Source organism: Bacillus sp. JZ109 (assembly GCF_053903135.1).
In genome coordinates, this window is the sequence record NZ_CP096388.1 from 123,891 (window position 1) to 144,948 (window position 21,058).

Consider the following 21,058-nt stretch of genomic DNA (forward strand, 5'->3'; position numbering starts at 1 on the left):
AGACTCTCAACACTATTGTAAACGTTCGGCCAGATGAATGCCGATTTGATGCTCATTGCAGTACTGCGTGTACTCGTCGTCTAATGGCTGAGAGGTCACAATGCAATGCAGCCTGTCAAACGGCGCATATGTCAGAAGCGTTGATTTTCCGAATTTAGAATGGTCAGCCAATAGATACACTTCTTTTGCTTTTTCCGAAATCCTCTTTTTAATTTCATACTCCAGCAGATCCGAGTTGGTCAATCCATGTGTCAGCGTCGTTCCGGTAGCGGACATAAAGGCTTTGTTGATATTGTACTTATCAAGCATAGCCGGGTCGTCCATGCCGACAAAGGAGCGGGTTTTTCTCTTATAGTTGTTTCCGATAATGATTAAGTTGATATTCTTCAAAGCTGACGCCGCATTGATAATGTCTAAACTGTTGGTTAAGATGGTGACATTTTTGGCTGGATCAAGCGTATCAAGAATAGACTTTGTCGTCGTTCCTGAATCAATGAAGACCAAATCGTGATCTTCAATAAATCGGGAAGCATAATGGGCGATTTTTGTTTTTTCATCCTGGTGCTGAATGGTGCGATTTTCAAAAGGAACTAATGCGGTTTTTTCAATAGATGTTACGCCGCCGTATACTTTTTCAATCGCACCCTTTTCTGTAAGCTTGTTGATATCACGTCTGACTGTGTTTTTGGAGACATTGAACACCTGGCACAGCTCATCTAAGGAAACAGTGCCATGCGATAAAATGTACTCCTCCATTTCCTGAATCCGCATCAGTTTCATATTAAAAACTCCTTCTTGAATCTTTACGTAACATAAATATATAATAAAAACCAAAAGTTAATCAATAGTTGCTTAAAAAATGATAACATCGGTGTATATCTTTTGCAAGATTCGGCGGGCTTCTCTTACCTCTCTTACTTGATTAAAAGATTAATATAATAAAAATAATGAAAAAATTTAGTGTTTATGATTGACTTATGGGTATTATGCAATTAGAATATAACCAAGAAATGACCAAAAAGTAACCTGTTGTGCATGAAATGGTTGCTTGTATGTAAATATGCATCCGCCATTTATTTTTTTGGTTTTTTTGAAAGCGTTTAATTCTTGGCTTGCTGAAAAATGGATATTGATATGAATCTATCCGGAACCATCCATACAAGTGTATGTGTTTACTAATGAAGGAGGCAATAAGAATGGCAGAAATCAGAAAATTAAAAAACTACATCAACGGTGAATGGGTTGAAAGCAAAACAGATCAATATGAAGATGTCGTCAATCCGGCGACGAAAGAAGTACTATGCCAAGTGCCGATTTCTACACAAGAGGATATTGATTACGCAGCGCAAACGGCTGCTGAAGCATTTAAAACATGGTCAAAGGTGGCGGTTCCGCGCCGTGCCAGAATTCTATTTAACTTCCAGCAGCTGCTGTCCCAGCATAAAGAAGAACTGGCTCATCTAATTACCATTGAAAACGGAAAAAACACAAAAGAAGCTTTAGGTGAAGTGGGACGCGGGATTGAAAACGTAGAGTTCGCCGCTGGAGCACCTTCCCTGATGATGGGTGACTCGCTTGCTTCCATCGCGACGGACGTTGAAGCGGCGAACTACCGTTACCCAATCGGAGTTGTCGGCGGAATCGCGCCATTCAACTTCCCGATGATGGTTCCTTGCTGGATGTTCCCGATGGCGATCGCGCTCGGCAACACATTTATTTTAAAGCCGTCTGAGCGGACTCCGCTATTAACAGAGAAATTGGTTGAGCTTTTTGAAAAAGCGGGCCTTCCGAAAGGGGTATTCAACGTCGTATACGGTGCGCATGACGTTGTAAACGGCATCCTCGAGCATCCCGAAATTAAAGCGATTTCATTTGTAGGCTCCAAGCCAGTCGGCGAATACGTCTACAAAAAAGGAAGCGAAAACTTAAAACGCGTTCAATCTCTGACTGGCGCGAAAAACCATACGATTGTCTTGAACGATGCGAATCTTGAAGACACGGTCACAAACATCGTCGGAGCTGCCTTCGGTTCTGCCGGTGAACGCTGCATGGCTTGTGCGGTTGTGACGGTTGAAGAAGGAATCGCCGATGAATTTATGGCGAAGCTGCAGGAAAAAGTGGCGGACATTAAAATCGGTAACGGCCTTGATGACGGCGTGTTCTTAGGACCGGTGATTCGCGAAGACAACAAGAAGCGCACGCTCAGCTATATCGAAAAAGGTCTTGAAGAAGGTGCCAGACTCGTATGTGACGGACGTGAAAATGTGTCAGACGACGGCTACTTTGTCGGCCCGACGATCTTTGACAATGTCACAACAGAGATGACGATCTGGAAAGATGAAATTTTCGCTCCGGTCTTATCTGTCATTCGTGTGAAAAACCTGAAAGAAGCGATTGAAATCGCCAATAAGTCTGAGTTTGCGAACGGCGCCTGCTTGTTCACATCCAACTCAAACGCAATCCGCTACTTCCGTGAAAACATTGATGCGGGAATGCTAGGAATCAACCTTGGGGTGCCGGCTCCAATGGCGTTCTTCCCATTCTCAGGCTGGAAATCTTCATTCTTTGGAACGCTGCATGCGAACGGAAAAGACAGCGTCGACTTCTATACACGTAAAAAAGTGGTAACGGCAAGATATCCGGCACCTGATTTCAACTAAACGACGAACAGCCGAACGGCGTCCATTTGCGCTGTTCGGACTCATTCTGCCAATAGAAAGAGGAGGGCTTCACTATGAGTTATTTGTTGCGTAAGCCGCAGTCGCATGAAGTATCTAATGGGGTCAAACTCGTGCACGAAGTAACGACATCCAACTCTGATCTCACTTATGTAGAGTTTAAAGTGTTAGATCTTGCATCAGGTTCAAGCTATACAGAAGAATTGAAAAAACAAGAAATCTGTATTGTGGCGGTAACGGGAAAAATTACAGTGACAGATCATGAGTCGACTTTTGAGAATATCGGCACGCGCGAAAGCGTATTTGAACGAAAACCGACAGACAGCGTCTATATGTCAAATGACCGTGCATTTGAGATCACAGCGGTCAGCGACGCAAGAGTGGCGCTTTGCTATTCTCCATCGGAAAAGCAGCTTCCGACAAAGCTGATCAAAGCGGAAGACAACGGAATTGAACATCGCGGGCAATTTTCAAACAAACGTACTGTTCATAACATTCTTCCGGATTCAGACCCTTCAGCTAACAGTCTATTAGTAGTTGAAGTCTATACAGACAGCGGCAACTGGTCCAGCTACCCGCCTCACAAACATGATCAAGACAACTTGCCGGAAGAATCTTTCTTAGAAGAAACGTACTACCATGAGTTAGACCCGGGACAGGGCTTTGTATTTCAGCGCGTATACACAGATGACCGTTCTATTGACGAGACAATGACTGTGGAAAATGAAAACGTTGTCATCGTTCCTGCGGGATACCATCCGGTAGGCGTTCCGGACGGATACACATCCTACTATTTAAATGTCATGGCAGGGCCGACGCGAAAATGGAAGTTTCATAACGACCCGGCGCATGAGTGGATTTTAGAACGCTAACAAGTGAGGAGTGGCTGTTTACGATGAAGTATACATTCAATGAAGAGAAGGCTTTTGACATTATTGCCATCGGCCGGGCATGTATTGACCTGAACGCAGTCGAATACAACCGCCCAATGGAAGGGACGATGACATTTTCCAAATACGTCGGCGGTTCACCTGCGAATATCGCGATCGGCAGCGCGAAGCTTGGCTTAAAAGCGGGCTTCATCGGCAAAATTCCGGATGACCAGCATGGAAGATTCATAGAGTCCTATATGAGAAAGACCGGCGTTGATACAACACAGATGGTTGTTGATCAAGATGGACACAAAGCAGGCCTTGCATTTACAGAAATCCTCAGCCCTGAAGAATGCAGCATTTTAATGTATCGCGATGATGTGGCGGATCTTTATCTTGAGCCTTCAGAGGTAAGCGAGGACTATATCGCAAATGCGAAAATGCTGCTTGTTTCCGGGACAGCGCTCGCCAAAAGCCCGTCACGGGAAGCGGTATTAAAAGCTGTTCAATACGCGAAGAAGCATCAGGTTAAAGTGGTGTTCGAACTGGATTACCGCCCGTATACGTGGCAGTCATCAGATGAAACAGCCGTTTATTATTCTTTGGTTGCCGAGCAGTCTGATATCGTCATCGGCACACGCGATGAATTTGATGTGATGGAAAACCGCACAGGCGGAAGCAATGAAGAATCCGTCAATCATTTATTTGGCCATTCAGCCGACCTCGTTGTCATCAAACACGGCGTCGAAGGCTCTTACGCATACAGCAAATCCGGCGAGGTATTCCGCGCCCAAGCGTACAAGACAAAAGTGCTGAAAACCTTTGGAGCTGGTGACTCCTATGCGTCAGCCTTTATCTATGGCCTTGTCAGCGGAAAAGACATTGAAACGGCATTGAAATACGGCAGTGCTTCAGCTTCCATTGTGGTGAGCAAGCACAGTTCGTCAGAAGCGATGCCGACTGCGGAAGAAATCGTACAGCTTATTGAAGCACAGTCATAATTGAAAAAGATCGAGTAAAGGTGGGATCGTTTGTGGGCAAGAAAATTCGCTTAACAACAGCGCAGGCGCTGATTAAATTCTTAAACCAGCAGTACATCCATGTTGATGGAAAGGAAGAGCCTTTTGTCGAAGGGATTTTCACAATTTTCGGTCATGGAAACGTATTAGGGATCGGGCAAGCGCTTGAGCAGGATGCAGGCCATTTGAAAGTCTATCAAGGGAAAAATGAACAAGGAATGGCGCATGCGGCCATGGCGTACAGCAAGCAAATGCTGAGAAGAAAAATATATGCAGTGTCTACATCCGTCGGACCGGGAGCGGCTAACTTGGTGGCGGCAGCCGGCACTGCATTGGCAAACAATATCCCAGTTCTCTTGATTCCGGCAGACACATTTGCGACAAGACAGCCAGACCCTGTACTGCAGCAAATGGAGCAAGAATACAGCGCGGCGATTACGACAAACGATGCATTGAAACCTGTATCGAGATACTGGGACCGCATTACGCGCCCTGAACAGCTGATGAGCAGTTTGCTGCGCGCGTTTGAAGTCATGACTGATCCGGCAAAAGCAGGTCCGGCAACGATTTGTATTTCTCAGGATGTTGAAGGGGAAGCATACGATTTTGATGAAAGTTTCTTCGTCAAACGGGTTCACTATATTGATCGCATGCAGCCGAGCGAGCGCGAGCTTCAAGGTGCGGCGGAGCTGATTAAATCCAGCAAAAAACCTGTGATTCTCGTCGGCGGAGGCACAAAATATTCCGGTGCGCGCGATGAATTGGTTGCCATTTCTGAAGCCTATAACATTCCGTTAGTTGAAACGCAGGCAGGAAAGTCTACCGTTGAGGCAGATTTTGCGAACAACCTTGGCGGAATGGGCATCACAGGTACACTTGCGGCAAACAAAGCGGCCCGCCAAGCTGATTTGATTATCGGCATCGGCACAAGGTATACAGATTTTGCGACATCCTCTAAGACCGCTTTTGATTTTGATAAAGCGAAGTTTTTGAACATTAACGTCAGCCGAATGCAGGCGTATAAACTTGATGCATTCCAAGTGGTGGCGGATGCGAAAGTGACGCTTGGCAAACTGCACGGCTTGCTTGAAGGCTATGAGAGCGAGTTCGGCACAACGATCCGGGAGCTGAAGGACGAATGGCTAGCTGAACGCGAGCGTCTCAGCAAAGTGACGTTTAAGCGGGAAGCATTTGATCCGGAAATCAAAAATCACTTTTCTCAAGAGGTCCTGAATGAATATGCTGACGCGTTGAATACGGAGCTTCCGCAAACAACGGCATTGCTGACAATCAACGAGACGATTCCTGAAGACAGCGTCATCATCTGTTCAGCAGGCTCACTCCCAGGAGATTTGCAGCGTCTGTGGCATTCTAATGTTCCGAATACGTATCACCTGGAGTATGGATATTCTTGCATGGGCTATGAAGTGTCCGGGACACTCGGTCTTAAACTGGCCCACCCTGACAGAGAAGTGTATTCAATCGTCGGAGACGGCAGCTTCCTGATGCTTCATTCTGAATTGATCACGGCGATTCAGTACAACAAGAAAATCAATGTGCTGCTCTTTGACAACTCAGGATTCGGATGCATCAACAACCTGCAAATGGATCACGGCAGCGGCAGCTACTATTGCGAGTTCCGCACAGATGACAACCAAATCCTGAATGTCGATTACGCGAAAGTCGCTGAGGGATACGGCGCGAAAACCTACCGCGCAAACACAGTAGAAGAATTAAAAGCGGCGTTAGAGGATGCGAAGAAACAGGATGTATCAACATTAATTGAAATGAAGGTGCTGCCTAAAACAATGACGGACGGCTATGACAGCTGGTGGCATGTCGGGGTGGCAGAGGTATCTGAACAAGAAAGCGTTCAGAAGGCATACGAAGCAAAAGAGAAAAAGCTGGAATCTGCGAAGCAGTATTAGAGGGGAGGCACCAAGATGGGCAAAAATGAAATCCTGTGGGGAATCGCTCCCATTGGGTGGCGGAATGATGACATGCCTGAAATTGGAGCGGGAAATACACTTCAGCATTTGTTAAGTGATATCGTTGTCGCACGTTTTCAAGGCACGGAGGTCGGGGGCTTTTTCCCCGAACCTGCCATCCTGAACAAAGAGCTGAAGCTTCGGAATTTACGCATTGCAGGAAAATGGTTCAGCAGTTTTATTTTGCGTGACGGACTTGGTGAAGCGGCAAAGACATTTACCCTGCATTGTGAGTATTTGCAGCAAGTAAACGCGGATGTCGCAGTTGTCTCTGAACAAACGTACAGCGTGCAAAGCTTGGAGAAAAACGTGTTCACAGAGAAGCCGCACTTTACGGATGATGAATGGGAGCGGCTTTGCGAAGGGCTGAATCACCTTGGCGAAATTGCCGCTCAGCATGGCTTGAAGCTTGTCTATCATCATCATCTCGGCACTGGTGTCCAAACAGCGGAAGAAGTGGACCGCCTGATGGCAGGAACTGACCCTGCGCATGTACACCTCCTCTATGATACAGGCCATGCGTATATTTCTGACGGCGATTACATGGGGATGCTTGAGAAGCATATCGGCCGCATTAAGCATGTGCACTTTAAGGATGCCCGCCTGAATGTCATGGAACAATGCAGGCTCGAAGGACAATCGTTCCGGCAATCATTTTTAAAAGGCATGTTTACGGTTCCCGGTGACGGCTGCATTGACTTTAGAGAAGTATATCAGCTGCTGTTGAAGCACAGTTATTCCGGATGGATTGTCATTGAAGCTGAACAGGACCCCGATGTTGCAAACCCGCTGGAGTATGCATTGATTGCGAGAAACTATATTGATCAGCAGTTGTTGGATCTGGCTTAATGGGGAATGAACATATGGGCAATACCAATGGAGATTCAGCCTTCAATAAACGGACAATCGCGGCAGCATTGGCCAACTATATTGATGCCGGTTCAATTGTGGCAGGCTCCGCCGGTTTATCATTATGGGTCAGTTACCTTAAGCTATCCGATACGCAAATCGGGCTGCTCGGCGCGCTGAGCGCAAATGCGATTTCTGCCGCTGTCGGCGCGCTGCTTGGCGGGTTTCTGGCTGATAAAGTCGGACGGAAGGCTGTTTATACCAATAGTATGCTGGTTTATGCACTAGGGATTTGTTTGGTTTTGTTCGGGGTTAATTTCCCCATGTTGTTAAGCGGTTACATCATTATCGGTTTATCAGTAGGAGCTGACATAACCGCGTCATGGACCATTATTGCGGAAAATGCGCCAAAGAAGAATCGGGCCAGGCATTGCGGCGTAGCACAAGTCGCTTGGGCCGCGGGCGCTGTCGTTGTACTGCTCCTCTCCGTACTGGCCGGTGACTTGGGACTCTTGGGGAATAAAATCGTATTTGCCCATCTGCTTGTGATTGCGCTGATTACGTACATCCTGAGAATCAGGCTTCCGGAATCAGACGCCTGGCAGACAAAAAATCAGCCGGAGGATGCTCAGGCAGAGAAGCCGGCTGTACTGAATAAGACATCGTATTTTGATTTGCTCAAGCCTATGTATCTAAAAAGCATATTGTTTTTGATGGGTGTGTACTTGGTTTGGAACTTAGCTGCCGGGGTCATGGGCTTCTTTATGCCATACATTTATCAGCAGGTCGGCGGTGTATCTGCCAACATGGCCAACCTTTTGCAAATGGGGCTGTTTATCTTCACAGGATTGGGGGTCGCCTTGATCTTCATGCCCTTTGCCGACAAATATAGAAAAACCGTATTTGGAATCGCCGCTTTCATGGCGGTGATCGGGTGGACACTGTTTCTGCTGCCAGTTGAAGGCCTGCCGATTCTGCTCCTGTTTATTGTCGTGATCGGCATCAATAACGGAGCAGGGCAGCAAGCGAACTATCAGTTATGGGCCAGTGAAATCTTTCCTACGCAATATCGTGCTTCCGCACAAGGACTGATGTTTTTTCTTGTCCGTATTTCAATAGGGATTTGGAGTCTGTTTGTCCCAATGATTATGACCAATTTCGGCATTGGAACGATGGCTGCAATTCTTCTCGGATGTGTGACGGCCAGTATGATCATCGGGCTGCTCTTTGCGCCGAATACGTCTGGCAAGTCGCTTGAACAAATTCAAGAGGAACTCTACGGATCTCCTCAGAGCCAAGTAAAGCAAGGAACAGAAAGCAAAATCATGTAACCAACAGAAGGAGTGGCTGTCAATGAGTTTACGTATTGGCGTAATTGGAACTGGAGCAATCGGAAAAGAACATATTAACCGCATCACGAACAAGCTGTCCGGCGCAGAAATTGTAGCTGTAACGGATGTTAATCAAGAAGCTGCACAAAAGGTCGTTGAGCAATACCAATTAAACGCGACGGTTTATCCGAATGATGACAGCTTGCTTGCAGACGAAAATGTAGACGCTGTTTTAGTGACAAGCTGGGGGCCTGCGCATGAGTCAAGCGTGCTGAAAGCCATTAAAGCCCAGAAATATGTGTTCTGTGAAAAACCGCTCGCGACAACAGCTGAAGGATGCATGCGCATTGTCGAAGAAGAAATCAAAGTGGGCAAACGCCTTGTTCAAGTCGGCTTCATGCGCCGTTATGACAGCGGTTACGTACAGCTGAAGGAAGCACTCGACAATCATGTCATCGGCGAGCCGCTTATGATTCATTGCGCGCACCGCAACCCGACTGTAGGAGATAACTATACAACGGATATGGCCGTAGTTGACACGCTTGTTCATGAAATTGATGTGCTGCACTGGCTCGTCAATGATGACTACGAGTCCGTTCAAGTCATCTATCCGAAAAAATCAAAAAACGCGCTTCCGCATTTAAAAGATCCGCAAATCGTGGTGATTGAAACAAAAGGCGGCATCGTCATCAATGCTGAAATCTATGTGAACTGTAAATACGGCTATGACATTCAATGCGAAATCGTCGGAGAAGACGGCATCATCAAGCTTCCCGAGCCATCAAGCATCAGCTTGAGAAAAGAAGGCAAATTCAGCACTGATATTTTGATGGATTGGCAGAGACGCTTTGTTGCTGCGTACGATGTGGAAATCCAAGACTTTATTGATTCGATTCAAAAGAAAGGCGAGGTCAGCGGACCGACGGCATGGGACGGCTATATTGCTGCTGTCACGACTGACGCGTGTGTAAAAGCCCAGGAATCTGGACAAAAAGAAAAGGTTGAATTGAAGGAAAAACCGGAATTCTATCAATCTTTTACAACAGTTCAAAACTAAAAAACAGAGGAGTGAAAATATGAAGTTAGCATTGGATCCATCCATGTATCGTGATGATTTAACTTTAGAGGAAACGGTCTATAAAACGGCGGAGCTTGGCTATGAATATATCGAATTGTCTCCGCGTGAGGATTTTTGCCCGTTTTATAAATATCCGAAAGTCGATTCAGCAAAGATCAAACAATTAAAGCGCCTTTTAAGAGATACAGGTGTTAAGCTTTCATCGCTTCTTCCTCTTTACCACTGGGCGGGTCCTGATGAAGACCGCCGGCAGGCAGCAGTGCGCAATTGGAAACGGGCAATCGAAATTGCGGTTGAACTTGAAGTGGATTTGATGAACAGCGAATTCAGCGGTTCAAAATATGATCCTTTAACAAGTGAAGAAAAATTTATCAAATCCATGGATGAGCTTCTGCCAGTCTTTGAAAAAGAAGGTATTAAACTTAATCTTCAAGCCCACCCATACGATTTTATCGAAACGCACAAAGGTGCGATGGATATGATCCGCGCGCTTGACAAGAATTGGATCAATCTTGTCTACTCGACTGCGCATACGTTCTTCTATGATGACGGCAAAGGCGACATCGAGACCATGTTTGACGAAGCCGGCGACCGCCTCACACATGTTTTATTTGCAGATACCTATAATCATAAAGCGGCTCATGGCCTTCGCTATATCGTCAATCCGCCTGACGCGAAAGTAACGGTTCACCAGCATTTGGACATTGGTCAAGGCGAGGTTGATTTTGATACGATTTTCAGAAAACTGAGAGAGATGAAGTTCGACGGAATTGCGACGAATGCCGTATTTGCTTGGGTCGATGAAAGAGCGGATGAATCAAGCCGATTTATGCTTAAGAAAATGAAAGAAGAATTAGGTCTGGCATAAGCTGAGCATGGAGTTCGGCGGGATATGGCGACAGCCTTCCTGCCGAACTCCCTTCATATCTAAAACGCAGATGGGGGAGTCTGGCATGAAACTTTGTTTTAATGAAGCGACAACATTGGAAAACTCAAACCTTAAACAGGATTTAGAACTATGCGAAAAGCACGGCTATGATTATATTGAAATCCGCACAATGGATAAGCTGCCGGAGTACTTAAAAGATCATTCATTGGCAGATCTTGCGGAATATTTTCAAACCCATCACATCAAACCGCTTGCTTTAAACGCGCTTGTTTTCTTCAACAACCGTGATGAAAAGGGCCACAACGAGATCATCACTGAATTTAAAGGCATGATGGAAACATGCAAAACCCTCGGTGTGAAATATGTGGTGGCCGTTCCGCTTGTGACAGAGCAGAAGATTGTAAAAGAAGAGATCAAAAAGAGCAGTGTAGACGTGCTGACTGAGCTGTCAGATATCGCGGAGCCGTACGGCGTAAAAATCGCACTTGAATTTGTCGGCCATCCGCAATGTACGGTCAATACGTTTGAACAGGCGTATGAGATCGTAAACACAGTTAACCGTGACAATGTCGGGCTTGTCCTTGACAGTTTTCACTTCCATGCAATGGGTTCAAATATTGAGAGCTTAAAGCAGGCGGACGGAAAGAAAATCTTCATCTATCATATTGATGATACAGAAGATTTCCCAATCGGCTTTTTAACAGATGAGGATCGTGTATGGCCGGGACAAGGGGCAATTGACTTAGATGCCCACTTATCAGCACTGAAGGAAATCGGCTTCTCTGATGTTGTATCGGTTGAGCTCTTCCGGCCTGAATACTATAAGCTGACTGCTGAGGAAGCCATTCAAACAGCGAAAAAAACAACAGTGGACGTCGTATCAAAATACTTCAACATGTAATGGATAAAGGAGGGGTGGACATGGCTTTTGTATCGATGAAAGAGCTTCTTGAAGATGCAAAGCGGGAGCAATATGCAATTGGCCAGTTTAATATCAACGGCCTGCAATGGACGAAGGCGATTTTGCAGGCGGCGCAAAAGGAGCAATCACCGGTCATCGCCGCGGCTTCTGATCGCCTGGTCGACTATTTAGGCGGATTTAAAACGATTGCCGCCATGGTAGGGGCGTTAATAGAGGACATGGCAATTACCGTTCCGGTCGTGCTTCATCTCGATCACGGCAGCAGTGCGGAACGCTGCAGACAGGCCATTGATGCCGGATTCAGCTCAGTGATGATTGACGGCTCCCATCAGCCGATTGACGAGAATATCGCAATGACAAAAGAAGTCACCGATTATGCCGCAAAACACGGCGTATCAGTAGAAGCCGAAGTCGGCACGGTCGGCGGAATGGAAGACGGGCTGGTCGGCGGGGTCTGCTATGCCGATATCACGGAATGTGAGCGGATCGTCAAAGAAACCAATATCGACGCGCTGGCCGCCGCCCTCGGCTCTGTACACGGCAAATATCAGGGTGAGCCGAATCTCGGATTTAAGGAAATGGAGGCTATCTCCTGCATGACTGATATTCCCCTCGTTCTTCACGGGGCATCCGGGATTCCGCAGGATCAGATCAAAAAAGCCATCACGCTCGGCCACGCGAAGATCAATATCAATACGGAATGTATGGTAGCGTGGACAGACGAAACACGCCGCATGTTCCAGGAAAACAGCGATCTGTACGAACCGCGCGGCTATTTGACACCCGGCATTGAAGCCGTGGAAGAGACAGTGCGAAGCAAAATGAGAGAGTTCGGATCAGCCGGTAAAGCAGCTAAGCAGCAGGTCGGCTAAAGAGACCAGAAACCGCCGAGATGGCGGTTTTTTTGTGCGGTGTTGCGTCCATACGCCCAAAACGATTATGATGATGGCAGCAGTGTAAGAAACGGGAGTGGTTCAGTTTGAATAAAATCATGATTGTGGAAGACAGTGAAGACATTCGCGGACTATTGCAGAATTACCTTGAAAAATACGGATATCAAACAGTGGTCGCCGCGGATTTTACAGCTGTTCTTGATGTCTTTTTGCGGGAAAAGCCCGATGTGGTGCTGCTTGATATCAATTTGCCGGCATATGACGGATATTATTGGTGCCGGCAGATCCGCCAGCACTCCACAAGCCCGATCATCTTTATTTCTGCCAGAAGCGGGGAAATGGATCAGGTGATGGCGATTGAAAATGGGGGAGACGATTATATCGAAAAACCGTTTTCTTATGATATTGTGCTGGCGAAAATCAAAAGCCAGATCCGGAGGGCGTACGGGGAGTACGCCGCAAAGCAGGGAGAGAAAGTGGTTGAATATGCTGGCGTTCAGCTCTTTGTGGAACGGTTTGAACTGCGTTTTCAGGATGAAAAAAGCGAGCTTTCTAAAAAAGAAAGCAAGCTTTTGGAAGTGCTGCTTGAGCGGGGAGAAAAGGTGACGAGTCGGGACCGTCTCATGGAAAAGACGTGGGACACCGACATATTCATCGATGATAATACACTTAACGTGTATATCACGCGGCTCAGAAAAAAACTGCGGGAGCTGAATGCGCCTGTTTCTATTGAAGCGGTGCGGGGCGAAGGCTACCAGCTGAGGGCGCAGTCATGAAGCTGTTTCTCCGGTCTCATGCAGTGCTGATTCTGCTTTTTCTCCTTCAAGGGCTGTTTGTCTTCTTTTATTACTGGTTTGCGGGTCTTCATTCTTTTTCTCACTTGTTTTACATATTGGGCGTGCAGCTTCTTATTTTGGCGGGCTATCTTGCCTATCGCTGGTACAAAGACCGCGGCGTGTATCATTGGCTCAGCTCGGGGCAGGAAGGGACGGATATCCCGTATCTCGGTTCTTCAGTGTTCTGTTCAGAGCTGTATGAAAAGCAGATGGAGTTGATCCGGCTGCAGCACCAGAAGCTCCATGAGACCGAAGCCAAGCTGGACGCGCGGGTGACGTATATGAATCAATGGGTGCACCAAGTAAAGACGCCGCTGTCGGTCATTAATTTAATCATTCAAGAAGAGGATGAGCCCGTTTTTGAACAAATCAAAAAAGAAGTCCGGCAGATTGAATTCGGGCTGGAGACGCTTCTTTATTCTTCAAGGCTCGACCTGTTTGAAAGGGATTTTAAAATTGAAGCGGTTTCCCTGTCCGAGCTTCTCCAATCAGTCATTCAAAGCTATAAACGATTTTTTATTCAATATCGCGTTTATCCGAAAATGAACGTTTGCGATGATCATCAGATTTACACCGATGCCAAATGGCTCAAATTTGCGATTGGCCAAGTGGTCACAAATGCGGTCAAGTATTCAGCGGGCAAGAGTGACAGACTTGAGCTGAATGTCTTCCGCGATGAAGACAGGACGGTGCTTGAAGTCAAAGATTACGGTGTCGGGATTCCCTCACAAGACATCAAGCGGGTGTTTGACCCTTATTACACGGGTGAAAACGGGCGGCGTTTCCAAGAATCTACGGGAATCGGCCTCCATCTCGTCAAAGAAATTACAGATAAGCTCAATCATACGGTGGACATCAGCTCGTCTCCCGGTGAAGGGACATCAGTTCGATTTTCATTTCTTACAAAAATGTAAGGCTGCATTAAGAAAACAACATAGCCCGCTTTGTTTCCCCTTGATAACATGGATTTATGTCAAGGGGATTTTTATGTTGAACGTCCCGGCACTACATGAAAGCAGCCCAGATCAACAAGAATAAAACCATAAGGAGGATTTTCATGGCGAATATGCTTGAAGTCAAACATATAAATAAAACCTATAAAGGACAAGTGTCCTATCAAGCCTTAAAGCAAATTTCATTTTCAATAGAAGAAGGCGAGTTCACGGCGGTGATGGGGCCGTCCGGGTCCGGAAAAACAACGCTTTTGAATATCATTTCAACGATTGACCGTCCAGATTCAGGCGATATCCTGATTCACGGAGAAAACCCGCATCGCCTGAAGCGGACAAAGCTCGCTCATTTCCGCCGCAAGCAGCTCGGATTTGTGTTTCAGGATTTCAACCTTCTGGACACGCTGACGATCGGTGAAAATATCATGCTGCCGTTAACGCTTGAAAAAGAAGCGCCGTCTGTCATGGAAGAAAAACTGCACGGCATCGCGGCAAAGCTCGGAATCGAAAACCTGCTCAACAAACGGACGTTTGAAGTATCCGGAGGACAGCGCCAGCGTGCCGCCATCGCAAGAGCGGTCATTCATAAGCCGTCACTCATCCTGGCCGATGAACCGACGGGCAACCTTGATTCCAAAGCGTCAAAAGACGTCATGGAAACGATGCAGAGCCTGAATCAGGATGATCATGTCACGGCTTTGATGGTGACCCACGATCCTGTTGCGGCAAGCTACTGCCGCCGCGTCATCTTTATAAAAGACGGCGAACTGTTTAATGAGATTTACCGCGGGGAAAACCGCCAAGTATTTTATGAACAAATTCTCGATGTGCTGTCTATGCTGGGGGGAAACGCAAATGACCTTTCTTCAGTTCGCTTATAATAACGTCACGAGAAACAAAAGGGCCTATCTTGCATTCTTTTTAAGCAGCGCCTTTTCCGTTTTGATTTTCTTTACCTTTGCGATGTTCTTGTTTCATCCGGCATTAAAGGAAGGCTACCTGAATAACATCGCCAAAAAAGGCTTAACCGCCGCGGAATGGATGATCTTTGTTTTTTCTTTCTTATTTGTTCTGTATTCGGTTAATGCATTTTTGAAATCGAGAAATAAAGAATTCGGCATTCTGCTCATGCAAGGCATCACGCCGGGGCAGCTGAGAAAGCTCATTACGGCGGAAAATATGATCATCGGCGTCATGTCAATTGCAGCCGGTATTATCGGAGGATTCATTTTTTCAAAGACGTTCTTTACGGTCGGCGCTTATATTTTAGAAATGGACGCGCTGCCTTTGTATATGCCTTGGAAAGCGCTCGGTATTACGGCCTGCGGATTTCTGCTCTTATTTTTCTTTTTATCGCAGTTTACGATCCTTTTTGTCAGATCAAATACGGTTATCAAATTAATAAAGGGCACTGGCAAGGTTAAACCGGAGCCTAAGCCGTCCGTGCTTCTGTCCTTATTCGGCATCGCCTGTCTGTGCGGCGGGTACGGCATGGTTCTTAAAGGCAATGTCCACGGGGCCGAACCGTTTATCATTTTACTGCTCACCGTCATCGGAACATATTTCTTTTTCAGCCAAAGCAGCATATGGATTCTGCGCGCGCTGAAGAAGTGGAAAACCTTTTATCTGCGCGGGAAAAACATCATTTGGGTTTCTGACCTTGTCTATCGTCTAAAAGACAACGCCCGCCTGTTCTTTATTGTCAGCATTATTTCCGCGGTTGCGTTTACTGCGACAGGCGTGCTCGCAATGTACAAATCGACCGTCGGAGCGGAAGAGTCCGCTTATGAAATGGAGTATTTATCTTACAGCAATAATCCAAAAGAACAGACTCATTTGAAAGATATTGACCATGAACTGAAAACACACGGCTTTACGTATAAGAAAGACAAAATAGATGTTTCCTATGTTCGCTATCAGGAAGGAGAAACTGTTCCCCCTGTTTACATGATCAGTGAATCGGATGCGGCAAAATACTTCCATGTCAAAGTGAACGGCCTGAAAGAAGACGAGGCTGTCTATTTCCCGGGAACGTATGACCGCAATTTCAAAAACGAAGCGCCGGATCAGCTGAAGCTGCTGAACCAAAAAGGGGAGCTGTCTGATCAAAAACTGTCGGTAAAAGAAGTCAAAAAACCGCTGATCTCATTGAATGCCATCATCGCAGTGAATGATCAAACCTTTGATCAGCTGAAATCACTCGGTGATCAAGCGTCATTATACGGCTACAGCTATGATCATTGGAAAGACAGTCTTGAGATCAGCCAATCCTTGCAAAATGAGATTTACGGCAATTATATCGACGTGCATTCTGATTTTGCTTCAAAAGCCGGGACTTACTATGATACGGTGCAGCTGCCGAGCCTGAGTTTATTTATCGGCCTGTTTATCGCAATTGTATTCTTTGTCGCGGCAGCAAGTTTCTTATATTTCAGGCTGTTCACTGATTTAGATGAAGACCGGGAGCGCTACCGTTCACTGGCCAAAATCGGCCTGAGTGAGCGTGAAATGGCACAAAGCGTGACAATACAATTGGCGATTCTTTTCTTCTTTCCATTTGTCATTGCCGTCATGCATACACTGTTTGCTTTGAGAACATTGGCTGTGGAAGGCTATTCTGATGTCGCGGGGCCGCTCAGTCTCACCATCGGAGGGTTTTTCATTTTTCAGCTTCTATTCTTCCTCGCGGTGCGGTCAAGCTATTTGAAAAAAATGAACAAGTAAGGGGAGTGCAAAGATGAAAAAAGCAATGGCAATCCTGGCCGTCTTGGCGGCTGCTGCCGTAATATGCGGGCTTCTCTTTTTTCATAACGATGTTACAGACAGATTTAATCCGTTTATTCACCAGCAAGATGTCTATGTTCAGATTGATCGAGATGGCAGACATCTTAGTCCGGGCGGTACTGAATATACATTAGACGGATATAATGCATCCGGGAAAAAAGAAGAAGTGACCTTTTTCGCCGGCAAAGAGCTTCGGAAGAACGCGTATTTGAAGGTGAAGGCGAAAGGAAAGTATGTCGAGACTTGGGAAGAAGTCAAGTTTGAAAATATGCCGGACTCCGTACAATCAAAATTAAAGTGAATCATAAAAAACGGCACAGCGTCATGACTGTGCCGTTTTTTTATTTTTTATTTTCTTCGGCCCGTTTGATCAGCATGTCGGTGATGATATCCACCTGTTTGCTGACAGAAATCGGGTCGTACGGGTAGAACGTGTCAAAGTCATTGATAAACACGCGATTATGTTTAACAGCGTCAAGATTTTTCCAAATAGAGGAATGCTCCAGCTTGTCGAGTGTTTTGCTTTCGCCTTTCGGGTTGTAATCCGTAATGAACATATAGTCTGCGGCATACTCAGGAATAACCTCTTGAGAGAGCTGTTTCATCTCTCCTTTTTTGATGACATCTTGCTCAATTTTTTCAGGCGCTTTTAACCCAAGTGCATTGTATACAGCTTGGCCGCCGCGTCCGCCATTGTCATTGAACACCCAGAATTCGCCCTTGTCTGTGTTTTCATAAATGCCGAAGGTCGCATCTTTGTCGATGACGCCGGCAATTTTCTTCTTAGCTGCTTCCGCTTTTTTGTTAAAGTCAGCCATAAAGGATTTTGCTTTGTCTTTCGCTCCGGCGATTTCTCCGAACATGCTGACTGTGTCTTCTACGTTTTTCGCTGTGTTATAAGGTATGACAACAGTCGGAGCGATTTTCTTTAATTTATCAACATTCTCTTCATTCATGACAACAATTAAGTCAGGCTGAAGCTCCATCACTTTTTCAACGCTGATTGGATCACCAACATCCTTCACATTTTTCAGCTTTGATTTTAAAAACGGATTATCAAATGACCATGAGCCTGAGCCGACCACATTGGCCCCGACAGACAGCAATTCACCGGCATAAAAATCAGTGACGATGCGTTTCGGATGTGCAGGAATGTTGACGTTCCCTTTTGGTGATTTGTATGTTCTCATTTCTGTTTTTTCGGAAGCAGAATCGCTTGAGCTCCCTTTAGAAGCCGTGCCGCTGCAAGCGCTGACAAACATGAGAAGCAGCACAAGCATGCCCACGAGCAATATGTTCTTTTTCATCAAGAACCCTCCCACTATGTATCTCAATAGATTAGTAATGATTATCATTATCAATTAATAATATAGCAAGAAACCTGTTCCCCGTCTATCACTATTTTTAAGGGAGAAAGTTTTTCCCGTTTATGGGTGACGCGGTATGCCTAATCGATTATTATAGGTAAATAGGAGGAGAAAAATATGGGAATTACAAAAAGAGGTTCCGCTTGGGAATGGCTGCATAGCTGGTGGATGCTGTTTATTTTCATGCCTTTTGCCATTACCAGTTTTTTTGCCTTTTTATTTATTGGCATCAAGGTTAGAAATAGAAAGTGGATCATGTACGGCATCATTTATTTTTTCATTTTTGCGTTTGGTTTTGTATTGCCCGATCTGCCCGGTGTTTTTATTGTGGTCCCGTTATGGGCGGTGACCATTATTCATGGATTTAAAGTGCGCCCGCTGTATTTGATTCAGCTGGATGTCTACAAAGATCATGTGGAGGCGCGGGCTTTTGCCGAGGCAAGAAGTGAAGCCGAGAGCAGATTTCATGCACCGAAACAGTCTATTCAGGATATACATATTCGCAAAGAACAGTAAGAAAAAAAGCTCAACACTCGCATTGTGTTGAGCTTTTTATATGTTACTGCTGATAGGATTGCTGCTGAAATGGCGTGTTTTGGCCGAATGGAAGTGTAGACACATTCGTATTCATGACGCTGGATTGTCCAGTAAGTTCCTGTTGCATTTGGTTGCACATGTTGACAACCTGCTGGCACTTTTGAATCGCCATGTCATGCCCGTGCAGTGCTTGCTGAATGGTATGTGCAGCTTGTTGTTCGTGGTTTAGAATCTGCTGCAGCATTTGGATGTTTTGCTGTTCCTGATGAAGCATGTGGCGATATTGCTGGCTGCTTTGCTGTGTTTGCTGAATGAGCTGCTGAGCAGTCTGGCGGCATTGATTCAGCTGCTGCAAGCCGTGTTGTGTATTATGCATGAATGATCCCTCCATGTATCGATTGACGTGAGTCGGTATTATCATGCAACCTGATTGAAAAGAAATTCTGCAAATGAGGAACTACAATTATTTTCCTCAGCCCCTCTGTCTTTGAATGAAAACGGTAAAGATTGTATACTGGGTACAAACCCTTTTTATGTAAATGTTCCGTTTTAACATATAAGAATGGCGGAAAACGAAACCCTGAGATGGGAGAATCGTATTCCGCTTTTTTTCTTTGTTTCGCTCAGAAACCGCCTTCCCCTGCAGTAAATGGGATATTCAGCCGGTTTTCTACTGTACGGAGGCGCTGATTGAGCCGGTTTAAGCGGCGTGTATGGCGTTCAACAGCCTGGCTTAGCTGATTGACCTGCTCGGCAATCCGTGCAATTTCCCGATTTTGACGGCGGTCTTCGTTTGTCAGACGGGTTAATTCTCTTGACTGCTGTTCATTTTGCCGTTCAAGTGCTGCGATTCTTCTTTCCAATGCCGGCTGTCTGTCCATTTGGTATGGATCGTATACATCCTGCTGCGGATAAGGATTGTACTCATAGTGGCTATAGTAAGGTTCCTGCTGAGGCAGCTGAGGGCTGTAATATTGATAAGGGTTCATTATGATCAATCTCCTTGTGGGTGAATTCCTTATAACTTATGTAGTCATTGGCACAGTGGCACGGCATTCGCCCAAAAAGAGGAGGAAAGGATGGTGATCCCCTTGAGAAACAAATATGGCATTTTGTTTTTAATTGCTGTATGCATCATGGTATCGGGCTGCCAGCAGCAAAAAGAAGAGACGCCGTTTTATTACGGAACGTGGGATGAGGGGCTTGCCCCCGGGCCAACGGACGGCGTGAAATCAGCAACAGTCACATTTACCGAAGACGAGGTTGTGGAAACGGAAGTGATGGAAGGAAGAGGAGAGGTACAGCTGCCTTTTATGGCATACAAGGTGATTTCCCAAAGCACTGACGGGTCTATCGAGATTCAGTACCTCGGCCCCTATTATCCGCTCAAAAGCACGCTGAAAAGAGGAGAAAACGGGACATTGATATGGGAGCAAAATGGCCAGAAAAAAACGATGACAAGAATCGAATCAAAGAACGGCAGGGAGGAGAAAGATGAGAAATCAAAAAGCTGAAAGACTGGTGGCAGCGGGGCTTGTTTTACATATCATTCAATGGATATTTATATTATGGGCTTTTCTCAAAGTCAAACATTTATTTAGTGACTATACGATCTATAACCCTAATGTCATCAGCGGCTCCATGCAGTCCTTATCGTTTATACAAATGATGCGCGCTATGATGTACTCAGGGGCAATCGTGAATTATGTGTTGTTTTTTGCCCTTGTATTGCTGATTTATGGCATAGTGCTTCATGCCATCCTGATCGTTCTGGAAATGGCGGCTTACGTCATGATCAGACGGAATCCATCATCTTCATGGGGGTTCTTTTTCATCGCGGCGGGTGTGAAGCTTGCCATCTTGAATATAACCGGCATTCCTTTTCTAGCTGCCGGCTTTCTGCTGATGAAACAGAAAAAAGCAGAAAACGGCGTCAAGGCAGAAAGAAAGCGGAAACCGCGCTTGCGTATCCGAAGACAAGGGCGGCGTCTAAACAGAATCCGGAGAAAACCATCTCTTCCGGTTGAATATCAAAAAGAAAAAACGATATGATGGGACTATAGCC

Annotated in this window: 22 protein-coding genes; 18 read left to right on the forward strand and 4 right to left on the reverse strand. The window is 45.9% G+C overall.

The genetic code is table 11. The features are described from left to right. Positions 1-12: 12 nt before the first annotated feature. Positions 13-780: a myo-inositol utilization transcriptional regulator IolR gene (gene iolR, locus M1D94_RS00705; protein WP_038828963.1), complete on the reverse strand. Its 768-nt coding sequence runs from the start codon at positions 778-780 to the stop codon at positions 13-15. A 416-nt stretch (positions 781-1,196) separates the two neighbouring features. On the opposite strand from iolR, the gene iolA reads away from it, so the two are divergent. The 15 genes from iolA to M1D94_RS00780 all read left to right on the forward strand — a co-directional run bounded on the left by iolA (position 1,197) and on the right by M1D94_RS00780 (position 17,390). Beyond that, entirely contained in the window at positions 1,197-2,660 is a 1,464-nt protein-coding gene (gene iolA, locus M1D94_RS00710; protein WP_032725032.1) for a methylmalonate-semialdehyde dehydrogenase, read from the forward strand. 74 nt (positions 2,661-2,734) lie between these two features. After that, complete coding sequence (iolB, locus tag M1D94_RS00715; RefSeq protein ID WP_014478486.1) at positions 2,735-3,550, forward strand: 5-deoxy-glucuronate isomerase; 816 nt, start codon at positions 2,735-2,737, stop codon at positions 3,548-3,550. A 23-nt stretch (positions 3,551-3,573) separates the two neighbouring features. Continuing rightward, positions 3,574-4,551, forward strand: coding sequence for a 5-dehydro-2-deoxygluconokinase (gene iolC, locus M1D94_RS00720; protein ID WP_456270382.1), 978 nt, complete (start codon positions 3,574-3,576; stop codon positions 4,549-4,551). Between the two features lie 32 nt (positions 4,552-4,583). Then, entirely contained in the window at positions 4,584-6,497 is a 1,914-nt protein-coding gene (iolD, locus tag M1D94_RS00725) for a 3D-(3,5/4)-trihydroxycyclohexane-1,2-dione acylhydrolase (decyclizing) (RefSeq protein WP_101502598.1), read from the forward strand. 15 nt (positions 6,498-6,512) lie between these two features. Then, on the forward strand, positions 6,513-7,406 hold the full coding sequence (iolE, locus tag M1D94_RS00730; RefSeq protein WP_003227062.1) for a myo-inosose-2 dehydratase: 894 nt from the start codon (positions 6,513-6,515) through the stop codon (positions 7,404-7,406). Between the two features lie 14 nt (positions 7,407-7,420). Then, on the forward strand, positions 7,421-8,737 hold the full coding sequence (iolF, locus tag M1D94_RS00735) for a myo-inositol transporter IolF (RefSeq protein WP_424934865.1): 1,317 nt from the start codon (positions 7,421-7,423) through the stop codon (positions 8,735-8,737). Between the two features lie 22 nt (positions 8,738-8,759). Continuing rightward, entirely contained in the window at positions 8,760-9,794 is a 1,035-nt protein-coding gene (gene iolG, locus M1D94_RS00740) for a bifunctional inositol 2-dehydrogenase/D-chiro-inositol 1-dehydrogenase (RefSeq protein ID WP_014481414.1), read from the forward strand. A gap of 19 nt (positions 9,795-9,813) precedes the next feature. After that, complete coding sequence (locus tag M1D94_RS00745) at positions 9,814-10,683, forward strand: sugar phosphate isomerase/epimerase family protein (protein ID WP_424934866.1); 870 nt, start codon at positions 9,814-9,816, stop codon at positions 10,681-10,683. A gap of 85 nt (positions 10,684-10,768) precedes the next feature. Next, a complete protein-coding gene (gene iolI / locus M1D94_RS00750) occupies positions 10,769-11,605 on the forward strand; it encodes a 2-keto-myo-inositol isomerase (RefSeq protein WP_049140862.1) in 837 nt (278 codons plus the stop codon). A gap of 20 nt (positions 11,606-11,625) precedes the next feature. Further along, positions 11,626-12,498 carry a 6-phospho-5-dehydro-2-deoxy-D-gluconate aldolase gene (gene iolJ, locus M1D94_RS00755; RefSeq protein ID WP_064671730.1) on the forward strand — a complete coding sequence of 291 codons (873 nt, stop codon included), beginning with the start codon at positions 11,626-11,628 and terminating at the stop codon, positions 12,496-12,498. Between the two features lie 107 nt (positions 12,499-12,605). Beyond that, positions 12,606-13,295, forward strand: a complete 690-nt coding sequence (gene yxdJ / locus M1D94_RS00760; RefSeq protein WP_003243527.1) for a two-component system response regulator YxdJ — start codon at positions 12,606-12,608, stop codon at positions 13,293-13,295. Beyond that, positions 13,292-14,269: a two-component system sensor histidine kinase YxdK gene (yxdK, locus tag M1D94_RS00765; protein ID WP_015385109.1), complete on the forward strand. Its 978-nt coding sequence runs from the start codon at positions 13,292-13,294 to the stop codon at positions 14,267-14,269. The genes yxdJ and yxdK overlap by 4 nt, the downstream gene beginning before the upstream one ends. A gap of 143 nt (positions 14,270-14,412) precedes the next feature. Then, positions 14,413-15,186 (forward strand): ABC transporter ATP-binding protein YxdL, encoded by a 774-nt coding sequence (gene yxdL, locus M1D94_RS00770; protein WP_021481025.1) that lies wholly within the window; start codon positions 14,413-14,415, stop codon positions 15,184-15,186. After that, positions 15,161-17,029, forward strand: a complete 1,869-nt coding sequence (gene yxdM, locus M1D94_RS00775) for an ABC transporter permease YxdM (protein WP_456270383.1) — start codon at positions 15,161-15,163, stop codon at positions 17,027-17,029. The genes yxdL and yxdM overlap by 26 nt, the downstream gene beginning before the upstream one ends. 13 nt (positions 17,030-17,042) lie before the next feature. Next, a complete protein-coding gene (locus M1D94_RS00780; protein ID WP_021481023.1) occupies positions 17,043-17,390 on the forward strand; it encodes a YxeA family protein in 348 nt (115 codons plus the stop codon). Between the two features lie 40 nt (positions 17,391-17,430). On the opposite strand, the gene M1D94_RS00785 is transcribed toward M1D94_RS00780, so the two are convergent. Further along, positions 17,431-18,396 carry an iron-hydroxamate ABC transporter substrate-binding protein gene (locus M1D94_RS00785; RefSeq protein ID WP_021481022.1) on the reverse strand — a complete coding sequence of 322 codons (966 nt, stop codon included), beginning with the start codon at positions 18,394-18,396 and terminating at the stop codon, positions 17,431-17,433. Positions 18,397-18,573: 177 nt separating this feature from the next. Between M1D94_RS00785 and M1D94_RS00790 the strand changes: the two genes are divergently transcribed. Further along, a complete protein-coding gene (locus tag M1D94_RS00790; RefSeq protein WP_003227087.1) occupies positions 18,574-18,972 on the forward strand; it encodes a hypothetical protein in 399 nt (132 codons plus the stop codon). A 43-nt stretch (positions 18,973-19,015) separates the two neighbouring features. Here M1D94_RS00790 and M1D94_RS00795 read toward each other — a convergent pair whose 3' ends face one another. Both M1D94_RS00795 and cotNE read right to left on the reverse strand, forming a co-directional pair. Then, on the reverse strand, positions 19,016-19,369 hold the full coding sequence (locus M1D94_RS00795; protein WP_043858345.1) for a hypothetical protein: 354 nt from the start codon (positions 19,367-19,369) through the stop codon (positions 19,016-19,018). Positions 19,370-19,616: 247 nt separating this feature from the next. Further along, entirely contained in the window at positions 19,617-19,982 is a 366-nt protein-coding gene (cotNE, locus tag M1D94_RS00800; protein ID WP_003227093.1) for an inner spore coat protein CotNE, read from the reverse strand. A 90-nt stretch (positions 19,983-20,072) separates the two neighbouring features. Between cotNE and M1D94_RS00805 the strand changes: the two genes are divergently transcribed. Together M1D94_RS00805 and M1D94_RS00810 are read left to right on the forward strand one after the other, a co-directional pair. Next, positions 20,073-20,507: a lipocalin family protein gene (locus tag M1D94_RS00805; RefSeq protein ID WP_041850317.1), complete on the forward strand. Its 435-nt coding sequence runs from the start codon at positions 20,073-20,075 to the stop codon at positions 20,505-20,507. Further along, positions 20,488-21,045, forward strand: coding sequence for a hypothetical protein (locus M1D94_RS00810; RefSeq protein WP_003242636.1), 558 nt, complete (start codon positions 20,488-20,490; stop codon positions 21,043-21,045). The genes M1D94_RS00805 and M1D94_RS00810 overlap by 20 nt, the downstream gene beginning before the upstream one ends. Positions 21,046-21,058: the final 13 nt, after the last annotated feature.